Consider the following 20,045-nt stretch of genomic DNA (forward strand, 5'->3'; position numbering starts at 1 on the left):
GAGGAATGGCACAAGGCACTCGGTGGAGAAAAATCCAAAATCCAAAAAAGCAAAATCCAAGGGAAAGGAACAGGTTCAAGAAAATCCAATCCTCCAATTCCTAAATTCCAATTCCCAACACCTCTGTCATGTTCGGATTCAACTAAATCCTACATCAGCAATCCTAAATCAGACATGGCTTAGTATTCACCTTTGTACTCATCATACAAACCACCACCAAGTGTAATGCCGAGTTTAATACCAAGATAGTTGTTGTTGATGTTGTTGGTTTTGCCAACAAGGTTGTATTCGAATGCGGCACGCAGGTGCCATATTTCAATACCGGCACGGGCAAAGCCACCGAAACGGGTAGAGGTAGGAATTTGTACGGTACCGCCATTGTCGCTGTTGGCTTCAATGCTCATAAAATTATAAATACCTGCACCGCCGCCAATAAACGGACGAACAAGACGGTTGGTAAAATAATATTCAACAGTAGGTGTAAAGTGTAAACCTAATCCTGCTTCGCCATTACCATTGGGCGTGGTACCGTTTACACCAACATAGCCACGGGCCATAGCTGTTGCTTCCATGCGCAAGCCAATCGAAACTTTATCAACCACATTCAACCGAGGTTCCATGCCTAACAGAAAACCTACTTTCGCTCCTTTGCCTTGCGGTCTTGCATAACCTGCATTTAATTCCACTTCAAATGGTTTGTAGTGATGTACTACTTCAAAACGGTCTTGTGCAATAAGTGAAGAAGAGATAAAAAGAAGCAGAGTAAAAAGGAATTGCTTACGGATCTGTATAGTCATACGATTTTGGTTGATGGTGAATGGCTGTAACTGTTTCAAAAATATCGCCACATGCTGTTGCAATATGCTAAAAGAAACACAAGAATAAAAAACGAACGCCATACAATTATCGTATGGCGTTCGGGAAGTTTATTTTTTGTCATGTCGTTACGCTACAGCCTGCTTCACCAGTTCTGCTGCTTCGCTCAACTGGATTGCACTTTGTACTTTCAGTCCGCTTTCGTCGATGAGCTTTTTCGCTTCTTCAGCATTGGTACCTTGCAAACGAACAATGATGGGAACAGGAATATCGCCGATTGTTTTGTAGGCTTCAATTACACCTGCCGCCACACGATCGCAACGAACAATACCACCAAAGATGTTGATGAGGATTGCTTTTACGTTCGGATCTTTTAAAATGATTTTGAAACCGGCTTCAACTGTTTGTGCATTGGCAGTACCACCTACGTCGAGGAAGTTGGCCGGCTGACCACCGCTCAACTGGATCATATCCATGGTAGCCATTGCCAAACCTGCACCGTTTACCATACAACCCACGTTACCATCTAACTTAATAAAGTTGAGGTTGTGGTTACCTGCTTCTACTTCTGTTGGGTCTTCTTCTGTTGTATCACGCATTGCAGCAACATCTGCATGACGCATCAAGGCATTATCATCAATGTTCATTTTACAGTCAACGGCAATAATCTTGTCATCAGCTGCTTTGAACAATGGATTAATTTCAAGCATACCGCAATCCAAACCAACATAAGCGTTGTACAGATTGGTTACAAACTTTACGCAGTTCTTAAATGCTTCACCGCTTAAACCGAGGTTAAATGCGATTTTACGTGCCTGGAAACCTTGTAACGGACCACCGGGGTGTACCCACTCTTTAAAGATTTTTTCAGGTGTATCGTGTGCAACGTCTTCAATGTTCATACCACCTTCGGTAGAGTACATGATTACGTTTTGCTTTTTTGTACGGTCTAATAAAATAGAGAGGTAAAATTCTTTGCGCTCGCTTGGTCCATCGTAATACATATCCTGCGCAACAAGAATTTTATTTACCACTTTACCTGCAGGACCTGTTTGAATGGTCACCAAGGTACCACCCAGGATGCCTTTTGCAAATTCAGTAATCTGGTCGATGTTTTTTGCAACCTTCACACCATTGATACCGCTTTCTTTTACAGTACCCTTACCACGGCCACCTGCATGAATTTGTGCCTTAACAACTGCAAAACTGCTTCCGCTCTGGTTTTTGATCTGGCGGTAAGCTTCTTCAGCTTCGTGTACAGTACTGCAGGCAAATCCTTCCTGCACGGGAACATTGTATTTCTTCAATAATTCCTTCGCTTGATATTCGTGGAGGTTCATACGTAAAAAAAATTTTGGCGAAGATAAGGAAAGAACGAATGGAGAAAACCGAAAAACATAAGCTAACAGATATAAGGCAATACAGAAAAACCAGTGAAAAAAATACTGAAATCCAAAGCCCCGATTTGCTGGCATAAACGAGTTATAAAGAGAACGTTCGTACTGTCTTCCTCGTTCTTCTTGCTTATATTTGCCGCCTTACAAAAATTTGAAACGATGGGCGAATTACTCAACAAGATCAATGAAACGGTAGCCTTTATCCGCAGTAAGTATGCTGATGCTTCTACAGTAGGTGTGGTATTGGGCAGCGGACTTGGACATTTTACCGATGAACTGCAGGTTGAAACAGAAATCAGTTATAATGAAATTCCGCATTTTCCGGTATCGACTGTAGAAGGACACAAAGGCAAACTGGTATTTGGTACGTTGGGCGATAAGAAAGTGGTGGTAATGGCCGGTCGTTTTCATTATTACGAAGGATACTCTATCCAGGAAGTGGTGTATCCCATTCGTGTCATGAAGTTTTTGGGTGTGCAGCAACTCGTCATCAGTAATGCGGCCGGAGGTGTTAATACATCGTTCAAGGTTGGCGATCTGATGATTATTAACGATCACATCAGCCAATTAACAGTAAACCCGTTGATTGGTAAAAACGAAAGCGAATTTGGTCCACGTTTCCCCGATATGAGTGAACCCTATAAAAAGGAGTTCATCCAAAAAGCAAAAGCCATTGCAGCGAAGATGGATATTGAGGTGAAGGAAGGGGTGTATTGCGGCGTAACCGGTCCAACATTTGAAACACGTAGCGAATACAAAATGATTCATACACTGGGAGGTGATGCGGTAGGTATGAGTACAGTACCTGAAGTAATTGTTGCGGTACACATGAGTATTCCTGTTTTTGCCATGAGTGTTATTACAGATATCGGTATTCGTGAAGAAGAGAATGTAATTACGCATGAAGAAGTGCTGGAAGCTGCAAAGGCTGCCGAACCAAAAATGACGGCAATCGTAAAACAGCTTATTCTTGAACTTTAAGTTGCTTTTAGTAAAGCACAAATTCAATTCAACTATTTTTGCACGGGCTTTAACAGCCCGTTTTTCTTATATGGTCCGGATATTTTTTGTTTTACTCTTTATGGTTTCTGTTGCAGCTGTACAGGCACAGCGACCGGGCATGTTACAACGTTTTCCAGGTGGAGGCGGTGGTGGCGGTCAAACAAGCGGACCATTTAAAGACACTTTGCTGCATCGCACCGGGCTCGAAGATTCAGTTACAATCGTGTTTCGCTATCTTGATACAGCCCGTTTTTCAACCTTGGATTCATCGGTGAATGATTTCAGCAAGCGTTGGCATTTACCTTGGACGCATATTTTCCTGGGCAATACCGGCAGTGCTTCCCGTTCGTTGCTGTTTTCGCCAAACATGAAGCCCGGCTGGGATCATGGTATGCATGCATACGATGCGTACATACCTAAAATTGAAGAAACGAAGTTTTATAATACCACCCGTCCTTACTCGGAGTTGAGTTATGTGCTGGGTGCACAGCAGGAGCAGAGCATAGGTGTGTTACATACACAAAACATCCGCTATAACTGGAACTTTGCATTCAACTTCCGGTTAATTAATGCGCCGGGTATTTTCCGAAACCAGAAAACCAACCACAGCAATCTCAATTTTAACACCTGGTACACATCGCCTAAAAAGCGTTACAGTATTTATTTTATAGCAGCAAGTAATAAAATTGGTGCAACGGAGAACGGTGGTATTAAAAGCACTGCATTTCTTGATAGTCTGCCTTATTTCCGTGAGCGTTTTAGTATACCCACAAATCTTGGTGGTACAGATGCAGTACAATCGGGTTTGCTCAGCAATACCATCAACACCGGCAACCGTTATACAGTCAATAGTTTTTTAGTTCGTCAGCATTACGATTTAGGTAAAAAGGATTCTGTTATTGTAAATGATTCTACAACCAACTATCTCTTTTATCCACGGTTCCGTTTTCAGCATACAGCACAGTTAAGCCGTTATACCTTTCAGTACAACGATGCAAGAGTTGATGCCGAAGGTTATCAGAAGCTGTACGGGTTAACAAATCTTCCCTCCACCTTTGGATTAAAAGATTTCTGGCAGGTGCTTACTAATGAAGCTGCCATTTACACCTTTCCCGATATTAAAAATCCGCTGCAGTTTTTTAAAGCCGCAGCTGGTCATCAGCAATTGAATGCCGATTTTGGAACCAATGAGCCGGGCTTTACCAACATTTTTCTTAATGGTGAATACCGCAACAAAACCCGCAACAAGAAATGGGATATGGAACTGGCGGGTACGTTTTATTTAGCCGGTTTCAATGGCGGCGATTACAATGTGCAGGCATCATTAAAACGATTGATCGGACAGAAGCTGGGCTACTTAACACTCGGATTCCAGAATGTTAACCGTACGCCTTCGTTTATACACGACGACAGAAGTAATTTTAAAAAGTTCAACCTCGGGGCAACCAACTTTGGAAAAGAAAACACAACCATTGCATCAGCAATGTATGAGTTGCCGCAGTTTCAGTTAAAGATTGGTGCAAAGTATTTCCTTGCATCGAACTATATCTATTTTAAAAATTATACGCAGGCCGAACAGGAAGCTACGTTGTTTAATCTTCTGCAGCTGCAGCTGGAAAAGCAGTTTCACGTAGGTAAACACTGGAACTGGTACCTCGAAGCTTACGTGCAACAAACAACAGCCAACGCACCCATAAATGTACCGTTGGTATTTGCACGAAGCCGGTTTGCCTTTGAAGGAAAATTTTTCCGAACGCTCAACATCAGCACAGGTATTGAAGCCCGTTACCATACGCCTTACAAGGCCGATGGTTTTTCGCCGGTGCTTGGTCAGTTCTTTCTGCAAAACGATACAACCATTAATAACCTGCCCGACGTGGCGGCTTATCTGCAGTTCCGCATCCGCAGCCTTAGTATTTTTATGCGGGCCGAAAATCTCAACACCTTTCAGGTGGGCAGCTCAACAGGCTTCTTAAACAATAATTTAGCCACGCCTTTGCAGCCAACACCCGGTTATTTTCTGCGGGTGGGTATTTATTGGGGTTTCGTTAACTGATCCGGATCAGTATATTCTTACGTACTTTGTTTATCTTTGTATTGATGTTGAAGAAATTAATCATAGCAACGATGGCTTTTTTCTACCTTACTGTTTCCAGTGGTATGGTGGTGAATGTACATTACTGCATGGGTAAGTTTTCTTCTGTATCCTTTGGTCACGAACAGGATCATAACGATGGTGCCTGCGATAAATGCGGCATGGCCAAAACCGAAAACCATTGCTGTAAAGATGAAGTAACGAAAGTGAAGCTGAGCGATTCGCACCAGTTTTCTACGTTTGCTTTTGAACTCGCCGGCATCAGTGCCGTACTACCGGAAAAAACAATTGTACTCAGCGATCCTGAACAGGGTGTATCACCTGTTCCGTTCCTTGCTTATACCTCTCCGCCTCCGAATACACATAACAAAGTGTATCTCGCTGTACAAACATTCCTGATTTAGTTTAGATTGATTTATCTCCATGAATACTGTTGTATATGCAACAGGTTCTCTTTATTCAGTATTATCAATCCAACAACTTAATCAAAATGAAATCAATTAATATTATTGCCGTATTCATCTTTTTGTTTGCAGGCATTTCTGCAACAGCACAGTCTAAAACAAGTGGTAAACAAGCTGCCGTAAAAACTTCTGTATTTAAAGTATGGGGTAACTGCGGTATGTGTAAAGAAACCATTGAAGCTGCTGCAAAATCAAGCGGTGCAACGTTTGCACAATGGAATAAAGACAGCAAAATGCTGACTGTTAAATATGCTGCTGCAAAAACATCTGACGATAAAATTCAGAAATCAATTGCAGATGCAGGTTATGATAATGAAAAGTACACTGCTCCTGCAGAAGCTTATAACGGTTTACACGAGTGCTGCAAATACGATCGTAAAACAACAACCGCTGCAAAAGAAGCAGGTGCTTGTTGCATGAAAGATGGTAAATGTACTGGCAACATGGATTGCTGTAAGAAAGTAGCCGGCAAAAGCGATTGTTGTACAAATGGCACTTGCGCTAAAGAAGGTGGCTGCTGCGCAGATATGAAATGCGAAAAAGGTGCAGACTGCTGCAAAAAAGAAGGCGCTACAGCTAAGGCTGATTGTTGCAAAGATGGTAAATGTGCCAAGCACAGTTAATTAAACTAGTTGAATCGTTTATTTACTGCTGATGGTAAACACCATCAGCAGTTTTTCTCAATCACCAAATTATTTCCGATGAAAAAGTTTCTTGTATTTATGTGTGTACTGTTGGCTGTAACTGCTGCATCGGCTCAATTTAAATCGGCCAGCTTGCAGGCAAGTGGGTTAACCTGTGCTATGTGCAGCAATGCAATCAATAAATCGTTGAAAACACTTTCGTTTGTTGAAAGCGTAGAGTCTGATATTAAAACTTCCTCTTTTGCTATTACATTCAAAGAAGGTGCTGATATAAATTTTGATCAGTTGCGTAAGAAAGTGGAAGATGCCGGTTTTTCTGTAGCAAAGCTGCAGGTAAAAGCTGTGTTTAACAATGTTGCCGTACAAAACGATCAGCAGGTAACTGTAGATGGAAAAGTATTACACTTTCTTGCAGTGAAAAATCAACAGCTGAGTGGCGAGCAAACCTTCACCATTATTGATAAGAATTTTTTACCTGCCAAAGAGTATAAAAAATACGCAGGTCTTACCAAAGCAGAAAGCTATAAAAGCGGACAGGCCAACGGTATGCGTGTTTATCATGTAACTATTTAAACAAACGGGAAGCGTTCTGCTTCCCTTTTTCTTTATGCGCTATTTATTTACTTGTTTATTGCTTGCAACAATGGTTGCAGCAAAAGCACAGGAGCTCTATATTTTTTCAAACCCGGCATCGAATATTCCGGCAAAGGCATTGGTTGCAAAAGTGAGTACTAAAACCATGCGTTCGTACCACAACAACGAACGGGAATTTCGTTTTATGCCCGAGCTGCAGTTAGGGTTAAGTAAAAACTGGATGGTTACAGGTAATATGAGTTTTTCAAACATGTTCTTTCAATCGAAACAACAGTTCGAAAGTGCACGGCTTTATACCAAGTACCGGTTTTACAGTAACGATGAAGTGCACAAACATTTTCGTGCAGCTGTATATGCAGCTGGCGCATGGAGCAATAATCCATTAGTTTACCAGGAACTGAACCTCGAAGGTGATAACAGCGGTTTGCAGCTGGGTGTTGTCGCCACGCAGCTGGTAAATAAATTTGCAGCATCAGCAGGTGTATCGTATGTACGGCAGTTGGAAACAAAGGATAAATTAAATTTAGGATTGCAATTTTCAAATCATGCATTGCAGTATAATTTATCAATGGGCTATTTGTTATTTCCGTTGAAGTACGAGAACTATAAACAAACGAATCTCAATTTATATTGTGAGTTCCTGGCACAGCAAAACACCGATGTAAAAGTTGGGTTTATTGATATTGCACCTGCTGTACAATTGATCTTCAACAGTTCTACCAGGTTTAATGTGGGTGCACGTTACCAGTTAACGGGCAATGCACATCGTATGGCAAACCGTTCGGTGTTCATCAGTCTCGAACATTATTTTTTAAATGCATTAAAATGAAACGGATAAAACCAATCTTACTTTTTATTCTTTCACTCTTTCGCAAGAAAGATTGTTGCAGATAATACAGCCCCGCATTTGCGGGGCTTTTTGTTTACAATAACTGTTGTTACTTTTAGTAAGCATGAAGATGTTTAAAGGAATAACACGAACGATCTGGTTTATTTCGCTGGTGAGCCTGTTTACCGATATGGCCAGCGAAATGTTGTACCCGGTTATGCCGTTGTATTTAAAAAGCATTGGCTACTCAGTGTTGGTAATTGGTATACTGGAGGGTTTTGCAGAAGCGGTTGCAGGCTTGGGTAAAAGTTATTTCGGACGGTTGAGTGATGTAAGCGGTAAGCGATTACCATTTGTACAGCTGGGCTATTTGTTCAGTGCCGTATCGAAACCCATGCTTGCTTTCAGCACACAGTTGTGGTGGATCTTTGTTGCACGATTTACCGACAGGGCAGGTAAGGGCTTACGAACTGCTCCACGTGATGCTATGTTGAATGCAGAAGCAACTGCAGCAAATAAAGCAACTGTGTTTGGCTTTCATCGTTCAATGGATACGTTGGGTGCAGTGCTGGGTCCATTACTGGCGCTTGGTTTTCTTTATCTGTATCCCGGTAATTATCAACGCTTGTTTTTAATAGCTGCAATACCGGGCATAGTTGCAGTATTATTTACTTTATTGCTGAAAGAAAAGAAAACAGTTACTGCGGGTAAGAAAGCAATTCCTTTTCATCAAACATTCAGTTACTGGAAACAATCGCCTCAGCAATACCGGAAGCTGGTGATTGGTTTGTTGCTGTTTGCTTTATTCAACAGTTCGGATGTATTTCTGTTATTGAAGATGAAGGAAGCCGGTTTACAGGATACAGTATTAATCGGCGTGTACATCTTTTACAATCTTGTGTATGCATTATTTGCCTTTCCTGCAGGTAAACTGGCCGATCGGGTTGGGATGCAAAAAGTATTTCTTGCAGGGCTTTTCTTTTTTATACTTACATACATGGGGTTTGCTTTTGTAAACAATACCTGGCTGTTTATCTTATTTTTTACCTGTTATGGGATGTATGCGGCAGCTACAGAGTCGGTTGCCAAAGCGTGGATCAGTACCCTTGTACCTGTAAATGAAAATGCATCGGCCATTGGGTTATTTACAGGTTTTCAAAGTATTGCCGCCTTGTTAGCCAGCAGTTTAGCCGGTTTTCTTTGGTTTCGTTTTGGTGCAGTTGCGGTGTTTTCAGCCGCTGCGGCCGTAACCGCCTTTGTACTGCTTTGGTTGTGGAAGCAGGCCGGAACTCAAAAATAAGTTTGACTCCTTTCAACTATTTTCTATATTTGTCTAAACATAAATTTAGACAAGTCTAAAAAATGAAACGGAAAAACATCTTTTTTGTGGGGTTGATGCTGTTGTCGGTAACAGCTTTGGGGCAAACATTTACCTTATCGGGCGAGGTAACCGACTTGCGGACGGAAGAACAACTGAAGCATGCAACCGTGAAAAATCTGAAGAGCGGCTTATCGGTATTAACCGATCATGCAGGTGGGTTTAAGTTAGCAGCAACAGAAGGAGATTCGTTGTTTGTTTCAGCAATTGGTTATGCAGCTGATACGCTTGTTGTTGCTGCCGCACAAAAATTTGTACTGATTCAACTGAAGCCTGTAACCAAATCTTTGGGTGAAGTAGTGATCAGCGGAACGTTGAAAGAAATCAAAAAGTCGAACAGCCCTATTGCAGTTGAAACGTATTCTCCCAAGTTTTTTAAAAAGAATGTTACGGCTTCTGTATTTGAAGCCTTATCCATTGTGAACGGCGTTCAGCCACAGTTGAATTGTAATGTGTGTAATACAGGCGATATTCATATTAATGGCATGGAAGGTCCGTACACGATGGTGCTCATTGATGGTATGCCGGTGGTAAGTAATCTTGCGACGGTGTATGGTTTTTCCGGTATTCCTGCAAGTTTAATCAAGCGTGTGGAGATTGTGAAAGGTCCTTCCTCTACTCTGTACGGAAGCGAAGCTGTTGCAGGATTGATCAATATTATCACCAAAGATCCCGGCTCTGCATCGCAATTGAATGTCGATATCAATTATACTTCGTACGATGAGTTGAATGCAGATGTAAGTGCAAAATTCAAAGCAGGAAAAGCACATTCATTGCTTGGAGTTAATGTGTTTCACTTTGATAAGCGATACGATATCAATAACGATAACTTCACTGATGTAACGTTACAAAAGCGTATTTCTTTATTCAATAAATGGAGTTTCGATCGGAAAAATAAATTACCATTCCAGGTTGCGGTGCGTTTATTAACTGAAGATCGTTGGGGTGGTGAACTGCAATGGAATAAAACATGGCGTGGCAGCGATAGTATTTATGGCGAAAGTATTTATACCAAACGGCTTGAACTGATTGGCAACTATGGAATAAAAGCGGGTAAAGAACAGGTGCTGTTAGAATATTCGTACAACCTGCACGATCAGAATTCGTATTATGGGGTTACTCCTTACAATGCCAGGCAACATGCAGGTTTTGCACAGCTGCGTTGGAATAAAGATGTAGCAAAACATAGTTTGTCTGCCGGATTGCCTTATCGGTTTACGTGGTATGATGATAATACAATAGCCACTATGAAACCCGATGGTACAACCAATCATCCCTCCGTACAGCAAATGAAAGGTTTGTTTGTACAGGATGAGTGGAAGTTTCATCCGAACTGGACATTACTTGCAGGTATACGTTATGAATTAACGAATATGCAGGGCAGCATTTTCTCTCCACGTGTTGCAATGAAGTTCAGCAGCAACAATAACCAGGTGTTTCGTTTCAGTGCAGGTAACGGATTTCGGATTGTGAATTTATTTACAGAAGATCATGCTGCATTAAGCGGCGCAAGAGAAGTGATTATTGCGGAATCGCTCAACCCCGAACGCAGCTGGAATGGTAATGTAAATTATACAGGCACATTTACTCCTTCGTTTGGCTATGTTACGATTGATGCGACATTATTCTATACATACTTTACCAACAAGATTATTCCTGACTACGATACCGATCCGCAAAAAATCATTTATAAAAATATTGATGGGTATGCTGTATCGAAAGGTTTTACATTGAACACCGACATTTCATTTAAGAAGCATTTTAAAGTGTTGGCGGGTATTACCTTGATGGATGTGTTTACAAAAGAACCCAATGCACAAGCTGTTATCGAAAAGCAACAACAATTATTTGCACCAAGGTTTTCGGGTAACTATGCCATTACGTATAGCGTGCCTAAGTGGAAATTCACTTTAGATCTTACAGGAAAAATATTCGGTCCGCAGCGTTTACCCATTGTACCGAACGATTTTCGTCCCGAGTATTCACCTTGGTTTACTTTGGCCAATCTGCAGTTGACACAACGTATCGGTAAACAGGTAGAACTTTATCTTGGAGTAAAAAATCTGTTGAATTTTATACCACAGAATCCCATTCTTCGTCCGGAAGATCCGTTTGATAAACGGGTGAATGATCCGTTGAATAATCCGAATGGATATACTTTCGATCCGTCGTACAACTATGCACCGGTGATGGGAAGGAGGGTGATGGTTGGAATGCGATTTAATCTTGATTGATGATCATAAAACAAAGCGGCCGAAATTTTCGGCCGCTTTGTTTTATATGAATGGATTGAATGCGTCGTTTACATTCTTTCAGGGACATTGATGCCCAGCAACTGCATACCACTTGCAATAACATTGGCTGTTAATTCACATATAAACAAACGTAGTTGCTTTTTCTCTTCTGTTTCTGCATTCATCACCGAATGTTCGGTGTAGAATGAATTGAAGGTTTTTGCAATGTTGTAAATATAGTTGGCCAGGTGCGAAGGATCGTGTTCGTTACCTGCCTGTGCAATAACGGTTGGATAATTTTCCAGTTCAATCAATAATTCTTTTTCTAACGGAAGCAATACCGTTTGCTGAATACTGTTTGTATCGCTGGCTTTTTGTTTACGCAGAATGGATTTGATCCGTGCATGTGTATATTGAATAAACGGCCCGGTGTAACCATGAAAGTCGATGGACTCTTCCGGGTTAAAAATCATTTTCTTTTTCGGATCAACACGCAACAGGTAAAACTTTAACGCACCTAAGCTGAGTGTGCGGTACAATTCTTTTAATTCTTCTGCTGTAAAATCTTTCACCTTGCCCAGCTCTTCCGTTTTTTGCTGTGCCACACGCTCCATTTCATCCAACAGATCATCGGCATCAACAACCGTTCCTTCACGGCTCTTCATTTTACCGGTTGGTAACTCCACCATGCCATAACTCAAATGATAAATACCATCGGCGTACGGTAAGCCCAGCTTTTTGCAAATAAGCTGCAGTACTTTCATGTGGTAGTTCTGCTCATCGCCAATAACATAAATGCTCTGGTCAATTTTATATTCATCGTATTTCTGTTGGGCCAAACCAATATCCTGTGTGATGTAAACCGAAGTGCCATCTTTCCGTTGTACAATCTTTTCATCGAGGCCATCGGCTGTTAAATCAATCCACACACTACCATCTTCCTTCTGAATAAATACATTTTTTGCTAAACCTTCCTGAACGGTTTTCTTGCCCAGTAAATACGTATTGCTTTCGTAATACACTTTATCGAAATCGCTGCCGATGCGCTTGTAGGTTTCATCAAAACCTGCATACACCCAGCTGTTCATTTCTTTCCACAGCTCCATTACTTCGGGTTTGCCGGCTTCCCAATCTAACAACATCTGCTGTGTTGCTTTCATAATGGGAGCTTCTTTTTCGGCATCTTCTTTTTTCATGCCACGGGCAATCAGCTCTTCAACCTGCTTTTTATATTCATCGTTAAACTTTACATAGTAATCGCCCACAAAATGATCGCCTTTGGTTTGGGTACTTTGCGGTGTAGCGCCATCACCAAACAGCTGCCAGGCGATCATACTTTTACATATATGAATACCACGGTCGTTTACAATACAAGTCTTAACTGTGTCATATCCATTTGCTTTAATAATTTCTGCTGTACTCCAGCCTAAAAAGTTATTCCGTAAATGACCAAGGTGTAAAGGCTTGTTGGTGTTGGGTGAAGAATACTCGACCATCACCTTCTGATTTTTTACTGCGCCTTTACCAAAGCATACATCTTTGTAGTTTTTTGAAAGAATCTGCAGCCAATAAGTATCAGCAACTGTAAGATTTAAAAAACCTTTGATTATGTTGTAAGAGGTAAACAGTTCTGCATTGTTTTCAACCAAGTGTTTGCCTAATTCGTTGCCCAATGCATCCGGACTTTTGCCCAATGGTTTCAGCAAAGAGAATAACACAATCGTATAATCGCCTTCAAACTCCGGTTTCGTTTTGTTGATTTGAAAATCTTTTGCTGTAAACGTTTTGCTGTAAAGTTGTTCCAGACTTTTAATTGCTGCCTCTTGTATCTCTTGCTGAATTGCCATGCTGTTTAGTTGAGCCGCAAAAATAAATGAATTGGGGCTAGGGCAGGAGCGGCTGTTGCAAAAATAAAAAACCTCCTGTCTCAGGAGGTTTAAAAAGAGTTGTTGTGTGATTTTTATTGGCCACCGCCGCCCATACGGAACTGGAAATTGCCGCCACGGCTGCCTTGGTTCATTTCGCTCATGGGTTTTACATCGTAATCTTTAGGAACCACAAAAGTTTTATCATCAACTTTCGCTGTAAGATCTACTTTGGTAACCTGGTAATGCACTTTTGCACCATTTTGTCTTGTCAGTTCAAATTCCATGGGAAAACCTTTCAGCTTTTCCAAACCGGGAACGTTGGCCATGCGCATTACATCACGGATGCGGAATCCTTCGCCCATAACAAACTCCGGACTGTACCAAACCTCCTGCTGAACCTCCTGTCCACGACGGTCTTTATAACGGATGAGTGCTTTTTTGCATTCCATACCTGCAATCTTTTTTGTGTCGCTGAGGTACTCAATAAACACTTCAGGTGTAAACGGCTGGGGCATACGTTGCTGACGGGTAGAATCGCCACCAGTACCGCCAGCCATCATTCTTTGCATATCAGCATCGGTTGTATAAAAACCCATTTTGCGACCCATTGCTTCAAACAGGGTAGTAGTTTTCTTTTCTTTGCTGTCGATGATAACCTGGTTAGTACCCATACCCAGATCGCTTTCGATCTTGGTCATGCCATTTTTGAAATACATTTTCGACTTTACTTCACCATCACCCATCCGTATCATCACTCTTCCTTCACCATCGCTGTTCACTGCATTTCCATTGTCGTTATTCGGATTGGTCGTTTCGATCTTCATTTGAAGAGCGGCTTCGTTTACTACCTGTTGGGCATTTGCAAGCGTTGCCATAAAAAGCATTGCAATCGCCGGGATAATCACTTTCATTTTGTAAATTTTGAGAGAGCTAATTTACGAGGCTATTCGTAAAATTCAGTTGCCGCTGCTGTAATTAGAAAAAGTTTAAGAAAAAAAGAAGGGTTGATGGAAATCAACCCCGAAACCTAAACCAACTGCATGTAGAAAACATGAAATTATCATTTTGACTTGAGCAGTGCGTCGATGTTGCTGTCTGCAGCTGTTGCATCAGCAGGACGAACTGTTTTGAATGTACTTTTATACATTGCTGCGTCAATATTTTTGTCAGCATCTGATGTGCTGAAGCTTGTTGTTTTTTCAATTGCTGCGCCGTAAAGCATCAGGTCAACCAATTCATCAGCCTGGGTGCTGGTGGTGGTAACCGCTTTTGTAAAGGCAGCTGCTTTTGCTTTGTTGTCTGCATCTTCACCAGCCAATTTATCGGTAGCCGCATCAGTAGCTGCAATCTCAGACTGAAGCATTTTTCCAAAGAGGGGAGCAGCTACGGTTTTATCGAACGCATTGTTCAAGGCATTGTCAGCATTTTCTCCTTCAGCCTGCATGTTTCTACTGTAGTTTGCTGCCATTGTTTTGTTTAATGCTTCAGCCAATGCAAATGAACCATCAATTTTTTGGTCTGCGTAACCAATCATGTTGTAGTTGAACTTTTTGAAAGAGTAAGCTTTCAGGCTGTTCACCCATGTATTCAGGTCCATATTGTTAATACGAACTTCAGCAGCGCCAAATGCGTTTGCATTTTTAACCATTATTTGCTGGTTGCCGTAAACAAAAGTTACAGTGCAGCAGCTGTCGGCATTTTGAAAGCCATCTTCAGCATACTTGGTGGTGTCGTCTTGGGTAAAAGACATTGTAGCAAATGCTACCACAGTCAGTACAAACGATGCTGTCAGTCGCATCATCCTGGTTACTAAGCTGTTGTTCTGTTTAAGTGTTCCGTTTGCGGAATTCACTGTTAATGTTGTTGTCATCTGGTTTTTGATGTTTAAGGTTCTTTTTATTTTATCCCTTTCGGGTTTTCTTTTCTTTCGATTGTATAACAAAGATACTCTCAAAAACTGGTACTTTGCAATACATAATACCTTGTTTGGCTCATTAAGCTGATGAATGGTCATTTTTTCTTGTTGACCGGCCATCAAGGCAATTTGTTTGGTTTTGTTTGCGATCGTTGTTCGTTGGTACCTGTTCAAAATGCAGTTTAGCAGGGATGTTTTTCGAAGTAAACTGTCAAAGGCGGTGTTTCTATATTAACCGGAGCTTTGGGTACCTTAACTTGACGCTGCAAAGGTATATCAGGTGCTGCGATCTTCCAACTAAATTTTCAAAAATTTTTGAAAATTATATATTTTTTGAGAGTTCGGTGTTTTTAATAATGTCAGCCAATCAAAGAACTTATATCAATGTGACGGGGAATGAGCCTTTTTGTTACATTGACCCTGCAAAATTCTTTTGTTTTTACGGTGTACGGAGCTAAAAGAGGATGGATGGATTGAAGGAAATGTTAAGACAAAACTATGCTCTGCCAACTGCAGGTATGTGCGGATGAAAGGCCCAAAAACGGGGATGAAACGGACTACCCGAAAGCGGTAATCGGGATAAACGGTTTTTGAATCAGGCGTTTTGAAGCTTGATGCGTTTGGCCAGCCAGCTATCGCTTACCGGTACTAACCAGTTTTGTTCTAATTCCTGCTTGGTCTGTACCAGGTTATTAAAATACAGGGTGGTTGCCTGGATGAATTGATTATCTGCAGCATATTGCAGCTGGTTGAGCGGCAGTAACTGGATCTTGTCTTTTACCACAAAAGCCAGGTTTTGTCTGTCGAACATGGCTACCTTATATAATTGCTCAATTTCTTTAATTAAGCGCACACTGCTGTCGGTGCTGCAACCGCTGACCCCGGTTGCGTTTTCATCGGCCATCAGAATAATAAACTGGCCGAAGAACAAAGTGCCGAAACCTTTAACAGGTGTACCGTGACTTTTCCAGTTAGCGGTAAAGTGGTTCAGCAAATCTTCTATCTGTAAAGCTTCGCCCATAGAAAACATACGGCTGCTTTGGTAAATCCAAACACGGGAATCGGGTGCAAAATCGGCAGGTAAAAGATGGCTGTACGCTAAGTTCATACTGCAAAGTTAAAGGCAGGGCGGCTATTTGTCAGCGACTCTGTTCTCTTTTCTTAAGCCTATAGTAGTTACGAACAGCATCATATATTGTAAATGTAATGCTGATGATAAGAATGAGCAGCAGGGAGGGTTTAATTACTTCCGTTATTCGCCCCCTGAGTTCAGAGCCTAGTATATATAATATAAAATAGGTGAGCCCGGTAAGCGCTGCAACAAATACAATGCAGATCAGTGCAATGAACACAGCAAACCACAGGTAAAATTTTACAGCACTTGCAATACTGTCAAAGGTTTGTGGCTCCGATTCGTCTTTTTCGATTGGTTGCTGTTTTTTCCAGGTTTTCCCATCTGCCAAACCAAAAACTAAGGCAGTAAGCAATTTACCGTAAAGGTTTGTGAGGAAAATACTGCGCAATGCATAGTTACCGCCAAACAGCTCGTACAGCAGGTGAACGGCCGTAATGAAGAGAAAGAACAGAAAAGTTCTTTTCAGGAAATTCTTCCAGTTAAATTGTTGTAGAGGTTTTTTCATCCAGTTTGTTTTTGCAAACTATTGCATGCTTGCAGCAACCAGCTCGGCAACATCCATCACTTTAACTGCGTCTTCTTTTTCGGCAACTTTTACGCCATCCGTCATCATTGTATTACAGAAAGGACAGGCCGCTGCAACAATTGAAGCACCAGTTTCAACCGCTTCGGCAGAGCGTTCCCAGTTAACACGGGTAGTTCCTTTCTCTTCTTCTTTAAACATTTGTGCACCACCGGCCCCACAGCACAAACCATTGCTGCGGCAACGTTTCATTTCAACCAATTCTGCATCTAAAGCTTCCAGCACTTTGCGGGGGGCTTCGTAAATATGATTGGTACGTCCTAAATAACAACTGTCGTGATACGTAATTTTTTTGCCTTTGAACGATCCTTCTTCTTTCATCTTTACTTTTCCTTCGTCAATCAGTTGCTGCAATAAAGTGGTATGATGAATGACTTCATACTCGCCGCCCAAAGCAGGGTATTCGTTCTTTAATGTGTTGAAGCAATGCGGACAGGTAGTTACAATTTTTTTGATGCCGTATCCGTTCAGCAATTGAATATTGTTGTACGCCATCATCTGAAACAGAAATTCGTTACCGGCACGGCGGGCAGGATCACCTGTACACATTTCTTCTTTGCCAAGTATTGCAAACTTAATTCCTGCTTTATCTAGAATTGCGGCAAATGCCTTGGTAATTTTCTGCGCACGCTGATCGAAACTGCCTGCACAACCAACCCAAAACAGCACGTCGGGCGTTTCATTATTCGCCATCATTTCAGCCATGGAAGGAATACGCATATTGGTTTAATTTGTTTCAAAACTAAGAGAAAACAAATGAAAAGCAATCAATCGTTTGTCTGTATATGACACTGCTCGGTTATCTTTGAATTTCATGGTGAAGAAATTTTTTGAACGATTGACAAATTGGGAACTGTGGCCTTTTGCAGTAATCTATTTCCCCATCAGTTTTGTGTGGCTCTGGTACATTGCACGAAGCAGAGCTGTCTGGTTTTTTACGCCATCGAATCCTACCATCGATTTTGGTGGTTTTGAAGGCGAGGGAAAAAAAGAAATGTACGATCAGCTGCCACCGCATACCATACCACGTACCATTTATATTATGCACGATCTGCCGTTTGATGAAGTGCGTGAGCGGATTGCTGCAGCCGGCTTTCAATATCCGTTTATTGTAAAGCCCGATGTGGGAATGAAAGGTATCCTGTTTCGTAAAATTGATACGGAAGAGCAGTTGCGTAAATATCACGAACGTATACCCGTTGAGTACATTGTGCAGGATTTAATTGAGCTGCCTGTTGAAGTGAGTGTGTTTTATTACCGCCATCCTGCGCAAACCAAAGGAACGGTGAGTGGATTCATACACAAAGAACTGTTGCATGTAGTTGGTAATGGTGAGGACACGCTTCAACAGCTGGTGCAGAAACATCCGAGGGCGAAACATCGTATGGAAGAAATGGAGCACCGGCATGCACACCGTTTCGATCGTGTAATTGAAAAGGATCATATTTTTTATCTGTCTTATGCGGGTAACCATAACCGGGGTGCACATTTTACCAACCTGCATGCGGAAATAGATGAACAGCTGCACAAAGTATTTGATGAGCTGAGTGCGTACTCCAAACATTTTTATTACGGCCGCTACGATATTAAAACAACCAGCATTGAAGATTTAAAGGCCGGAAAGAATTTCATGATACTGGAATACAACGGCAGTGGTGCAGAACCCAACCATATTTACGATTGTAACATGCGTTTATTCGATGCGTACAGAGAAATACTGAAACACTGGAAAGCTTTGTACGAAATAAGTAAGTACAACCATAACAACGGCCACCCTTACTGGAGTTTTGCAAAGGGTTACCGTTTTATTAAACAATCGCAGAAACACTTTAAGCTGCTGCAGAAATATGATTAATTTCATAACCGAATGTTGTTATGGGCAGCGATGAGAAATTTTTATTGATTCGTAATTACGACCTTTTTGCACATGTAACGGATGAAGAGTACGAAGAACTACGGCTCGATCATCATTTTATTGAAGCAGCAAAGGGGGAGTATATTTATTTCGATTCAGCCTATCATAATAAATTATACTTTCTTAAAGGCGGCACCATTAAAATTGGTTATGTTGATGAGGATGGCAAAGAAGTGATTAAAGAAATCATCCGGCAAGGCGAAGTGTTTGGCCAGTTTACATTGGAGCGCAATAACCTCAACGGTGAGTTTGCACAGGCCTATAAAGCCGATGTATCATTATGTGCTTTTAACATAGAAGATTTTGAAAAGCTGTTGAAAACAAAACCTGCCATTGGTTTTCATTTTACCAAACAGGTTGGACAAAAATTACGAAAGCTTGAAAACCGGCTGTTGAATCTGTTGAACAAAGATGTAAAAACAAGGCTTGTGAATTTCCTTCTGATGCTTGCACAGGAGCATGGTAACAATACTATGGGCGATGAACAAACCGTTCAGAATTTTCTTACCCATGAAGACATTGCGCAACTCATTGGCAGCAGCAGACAAACTGTTACTACTTTACTGAACGAACTCGAAGCTGCAGGCCTGGTGCAGGTAACCAGGCAGCAGATAAAAATTCCGTCCGTTAAAAATCTGCAAAAGCGCTTAGCTGTCAGTTAACCGACAAAACCTGCACAGACAGGCATCTACTTTTGTTTCATAAATTAAAACAGATGAAACAGGTACTTCTTCTTTTATTTCTATGTTACGGATTTGGTCCGTTGCAGGCGCAGGATCAGCAACGACAAAAAGACTTTAATCTGGAAAACGGAATAGCCGTAAAAGGCTACGATGTAGTGGCTTATTTTAAGCAAGGCAAGGCGGTAAAGGGCTCTTCTTCATTTGCCGTAATGCACCAGGGTATTAAGTATCATTTTTCTTCGGCGGCCAATAAAGAAACATTTAAAAATAATGCAGTTGCCTACGAACCGCAATACGGTGGATGGTGCGCCTATGCCATGGGGGCAAGCGGCGAAAAAGTAGATTTTGATCCTGAAACATTCAAGATTGTAAACGGGAAACTCTATCTTTTTTACAATCGTTTTTTCAACAATACATTGCCTAAATGGAATAAAGACGAAGCGAACCTGAAAGCAAAAGCGGATATTAACTGGAAAAAAATCAGCAATTAAAC

General features: G+C 41.4%; 19 protein-coding genes. 11 read left to right on the forward strand and 8 right to left on the reverse strand.

Annotated elements, in window-relative coordinates; translation table 11 throughout:
- Positions 1-179: 179 nt before the first annotated feature.
- A complete protein-coding gene (locus tag IQ13_RS10020; RefSeq protein WP_144886200.1) occupies positions 180-797 on the reverse strand; it encodes a hypothetical protein in 618 nt (205 codons plus the stop codon).
- Positions 798-944: 147 nt separating this feature from the next.
- Entirely contained in the window at positions 945-2,156 is a 1,212-nt protein-coding gene (sucC, locus tag IQ13_RS10025; RefSeq protein ID WP_144886201.1) for an ADP-forming succinate--CoA ligase subunit beta, read from the reverse strand.
- Positions 2,157-2,372: 216 nt separating this feature from the next.
- Between sucC and IQ13_RS10030 the strand changes: the two genes are divergently transcribed.
- The 8 genes from IQ13_RS10030 to IQ13_RS10065 all read left to right on the forward strand — a co-directional run bounded on the left by IQ13_RS10030 (position 2,373) and on the right by IQ13_RS10065 (position 11,453).
- Positions 2,373-3,194 carry a purine-nucleoside phosphorylase gene (locus tag IQ13_RS10030; protein ID WP_144886202.1) on the forward strand — a complete coding sequence of 274 codons (822 nt, stop codon included), beginning with the start codon at positions 2,373-2,375 and terminating at the stop codon, positions 3,192-3,194.
- Between the two features lie 70 nt (positions 3,195-3,264).
- On the forward strand, positions 3,265-5,271 hold the full coding sequence (locus IQ13_RS10035) for a putative porin (protein WP_144886203.1): 2,007 nt from the start codon (positions 3,265-3,267) through the stop codon (positions 5,269-5,271).
- A 44-nt stretch (positions 5,272-5,315) separates the two neighbouring features.
- On the forward strand, positions 5,316-5,714 hold the full coding sequence (locus IQ13_RS10040) for an HYC_CC_PP family protein (RefSeq protein ID WP_445352033.1): 399 nt from the start codon (positions 5,316-5,318) through the stop codon (positions 5,712-5,714).
- Between the two features lie 86 nt (positions 5,715-5,800).
- The gene (locus IQ13_RS21490) at positions 5,801-6,397 is read left to right on the forward strand and encodes a heavy-metal-associated domain-containing protein (protein WP_199758223.1); all 597 of its coding nucleotides are present in this window, start codon (positions 5,801-5,803) and stop codon (positions 6,395-6,397) included.
- A gap of 78 nt (positions 6,398-6,475) precedes the next feature.
- Positions 6,476-6,991, forward strand: coding sequence for a heavy-metal-associated domain-containing protein (locus IQ13_RS10050; protein ID WP_144886205.1), 516 nt, complete (start codon positions 6,476-6,478; stop codon positions 6,989-6,991).
- A 34-nt stretch (positions 6,992-7,025) separates the two neighbouring features.
- Positions 7,026-7,841 carry a hypothetical protein gene (locus IQ13_RS10055; protein WP_158637364.1) on the forward strand — a complete coding sequence of 272 codons (816 nt, stop codon included), beginning with the start codon at positions 7,026-7,028 and terminating at the stop codon, positions 7,839-7,841.
- 124 nt (positions 7,842-7,965) lie between these two features.
- On the forward strand, positions 7,966-9,141 hold the full coding sequence (locus IQ13_RS10060; RefSeq protein ID WP_242009526.1) for an MFS transporter: 1,176 nt from the start codon (positions 7,966-7,968) through the stop codon (positions 9,139-9,141).
- A 62-nt stretch (positions 9,142-9,203) separates the two neighbouring features.
- Positions 9,204-11,453 (forward strand): TonB-dependent receptor, encoded by a 2,250-nt coding sequence (locus tag IQ13_RS10065; protein WP_144886207.1) that lies wholly within the window; start codon positions 9,204-9,206, stop codon positions 11,451-11,453.
- 68 nt (positions 11,454-11,521) lie between these two features.
- On the opposite strand, the gene argS is transcribed toward IQ13_RS10065, so the two are convergent.
- The 6 genes from argS to IQ13_RS10095 all read right to left on the reverse strand — a co-directional run bounded on the left by argS (position 11,522) and on the right by IQ13_RS10095 (position 17,674).
- Entirely contained in the window at positions 11,522-13,300 is a 1,779-nt protein-coding gene (argS, locus tag IQ13_RS10070; RefSeq protein WP_144886208.1) for an arginine--tRNA ligase, read from the reverse strand.
- Positions 13,301-13,413: 113 nt separating this feature from the next.
- Entirely contained in the window at positions 13,414-14,232 is an 819-nt protein-coding gene (locus IQ13_RS10075) for a hypothetical protein (RefSeq protein ID WP_144886209.1), read from the reverse strand.
- 149 nt (positions 14,233-14,381) lie between these two features.
- Positions 14,382-15,191: a hypothetical protein gene (locus IQ13_RS10080; RefSeq protein WP_144886210.1), complete on the reverse strand. Its 810-nt coding sequence runs from the start codon at positions 15,189-15,191 to the stop codon at positions 14,382-14,384.
- Between the two features lie 640 nt (positions 15,192-15,831).
- Positions 15,832-16,344 carry a hypothetical protein gene (locus IQ13_RS10085; protein WP_144886211.1) on the reverse strand — a complete coding sequence of 171 codons (513 nt, stop codon included), beginning with the start codon at positions 16,342-16,344 and terminating at the stop codon, positions 15,832-15,834.
- A 31-nt stretch (positions 16,345-16,375) separates the two neighbouring features.
- Complete coding sequence (locus IQ13_RS10090) at positions 16,376-16,876, reverse strand: hypothetical protein (protein ID WP_144886212.1); 501 nt, start codon at positions 16,874-16,876, stop codon at positions 16,376-16,378.
- Between the two features lie 18 nt (positions 16,877-16,894).
- Positions 16,895-17,674, reverse strand: coding sequence for a (Fe-S)-binding protein (locus tag IQ13_RS10095; RefSeq protein ID WP_144886213.1), 780 nt, complete (start codon positions 17,672-17,674; stop codon positions 16,895-16,897).
- 94 nt (positions 17,675-17,768) lie between these two features.
- On the opposite strand from IQ13_RS10095, the gene IQ13_RS10100 reads away from it, so the two are divergent.
- The 3 genes from IQ13_RS10100 to IQ13_RS10110 are packed head-to-tail and all read left to right on the forward strand — an operon-like array spanning position 17,769 to position 20,043.
- Positions 17,769-18,809 (forward strand): ATP-grasp domain-containing protein, encoded by a 1,041-nt coding sequence (locus IQ13_RS10100; protein WP_144886214.1) that lies wholly within the window; start codon positions 17,769-17,771, stop codon positions 18,807-18,809.
- Positions 18,810-18,829: 20 nt separating this feature from the next.
- Positions 18,830-19,531, forward strand: coding sequence for a Crp/Fnr family transcriptional regulator (locus IQ13_RS10105; RefSeq protein WP_144886215.1), 702 nt, complete (start codon positions 18,830-18,832; stop codon positions 19,529-19,531).
- 53 nt (positions 19,532-19,584) lie between these two features.
- Positions 19,585-20,043 (forward strand): YHS domain-containing (seleno)protein, encoded by a 459-nt coding sequence (locus IQ13_RS10110; RefSeq protein ID WP_144886216.1) that lies wholly within the window; start codon positions 19,585-19,587, stop codon positions 20,041-20,043.
- Positions 20,044-20,045: the final 2 nt, after the last annotated feature.

The organism is Lacibacter cauensis, assembly GCF_007830055.1.
In the GTDB taxonomy this organism is placed as follows: Bacteria; Bacteroidota; Bacteroidia; order Chitinophagales; family Chitinophagaceae; genus Lacibacter; species Lacibacter cauensis.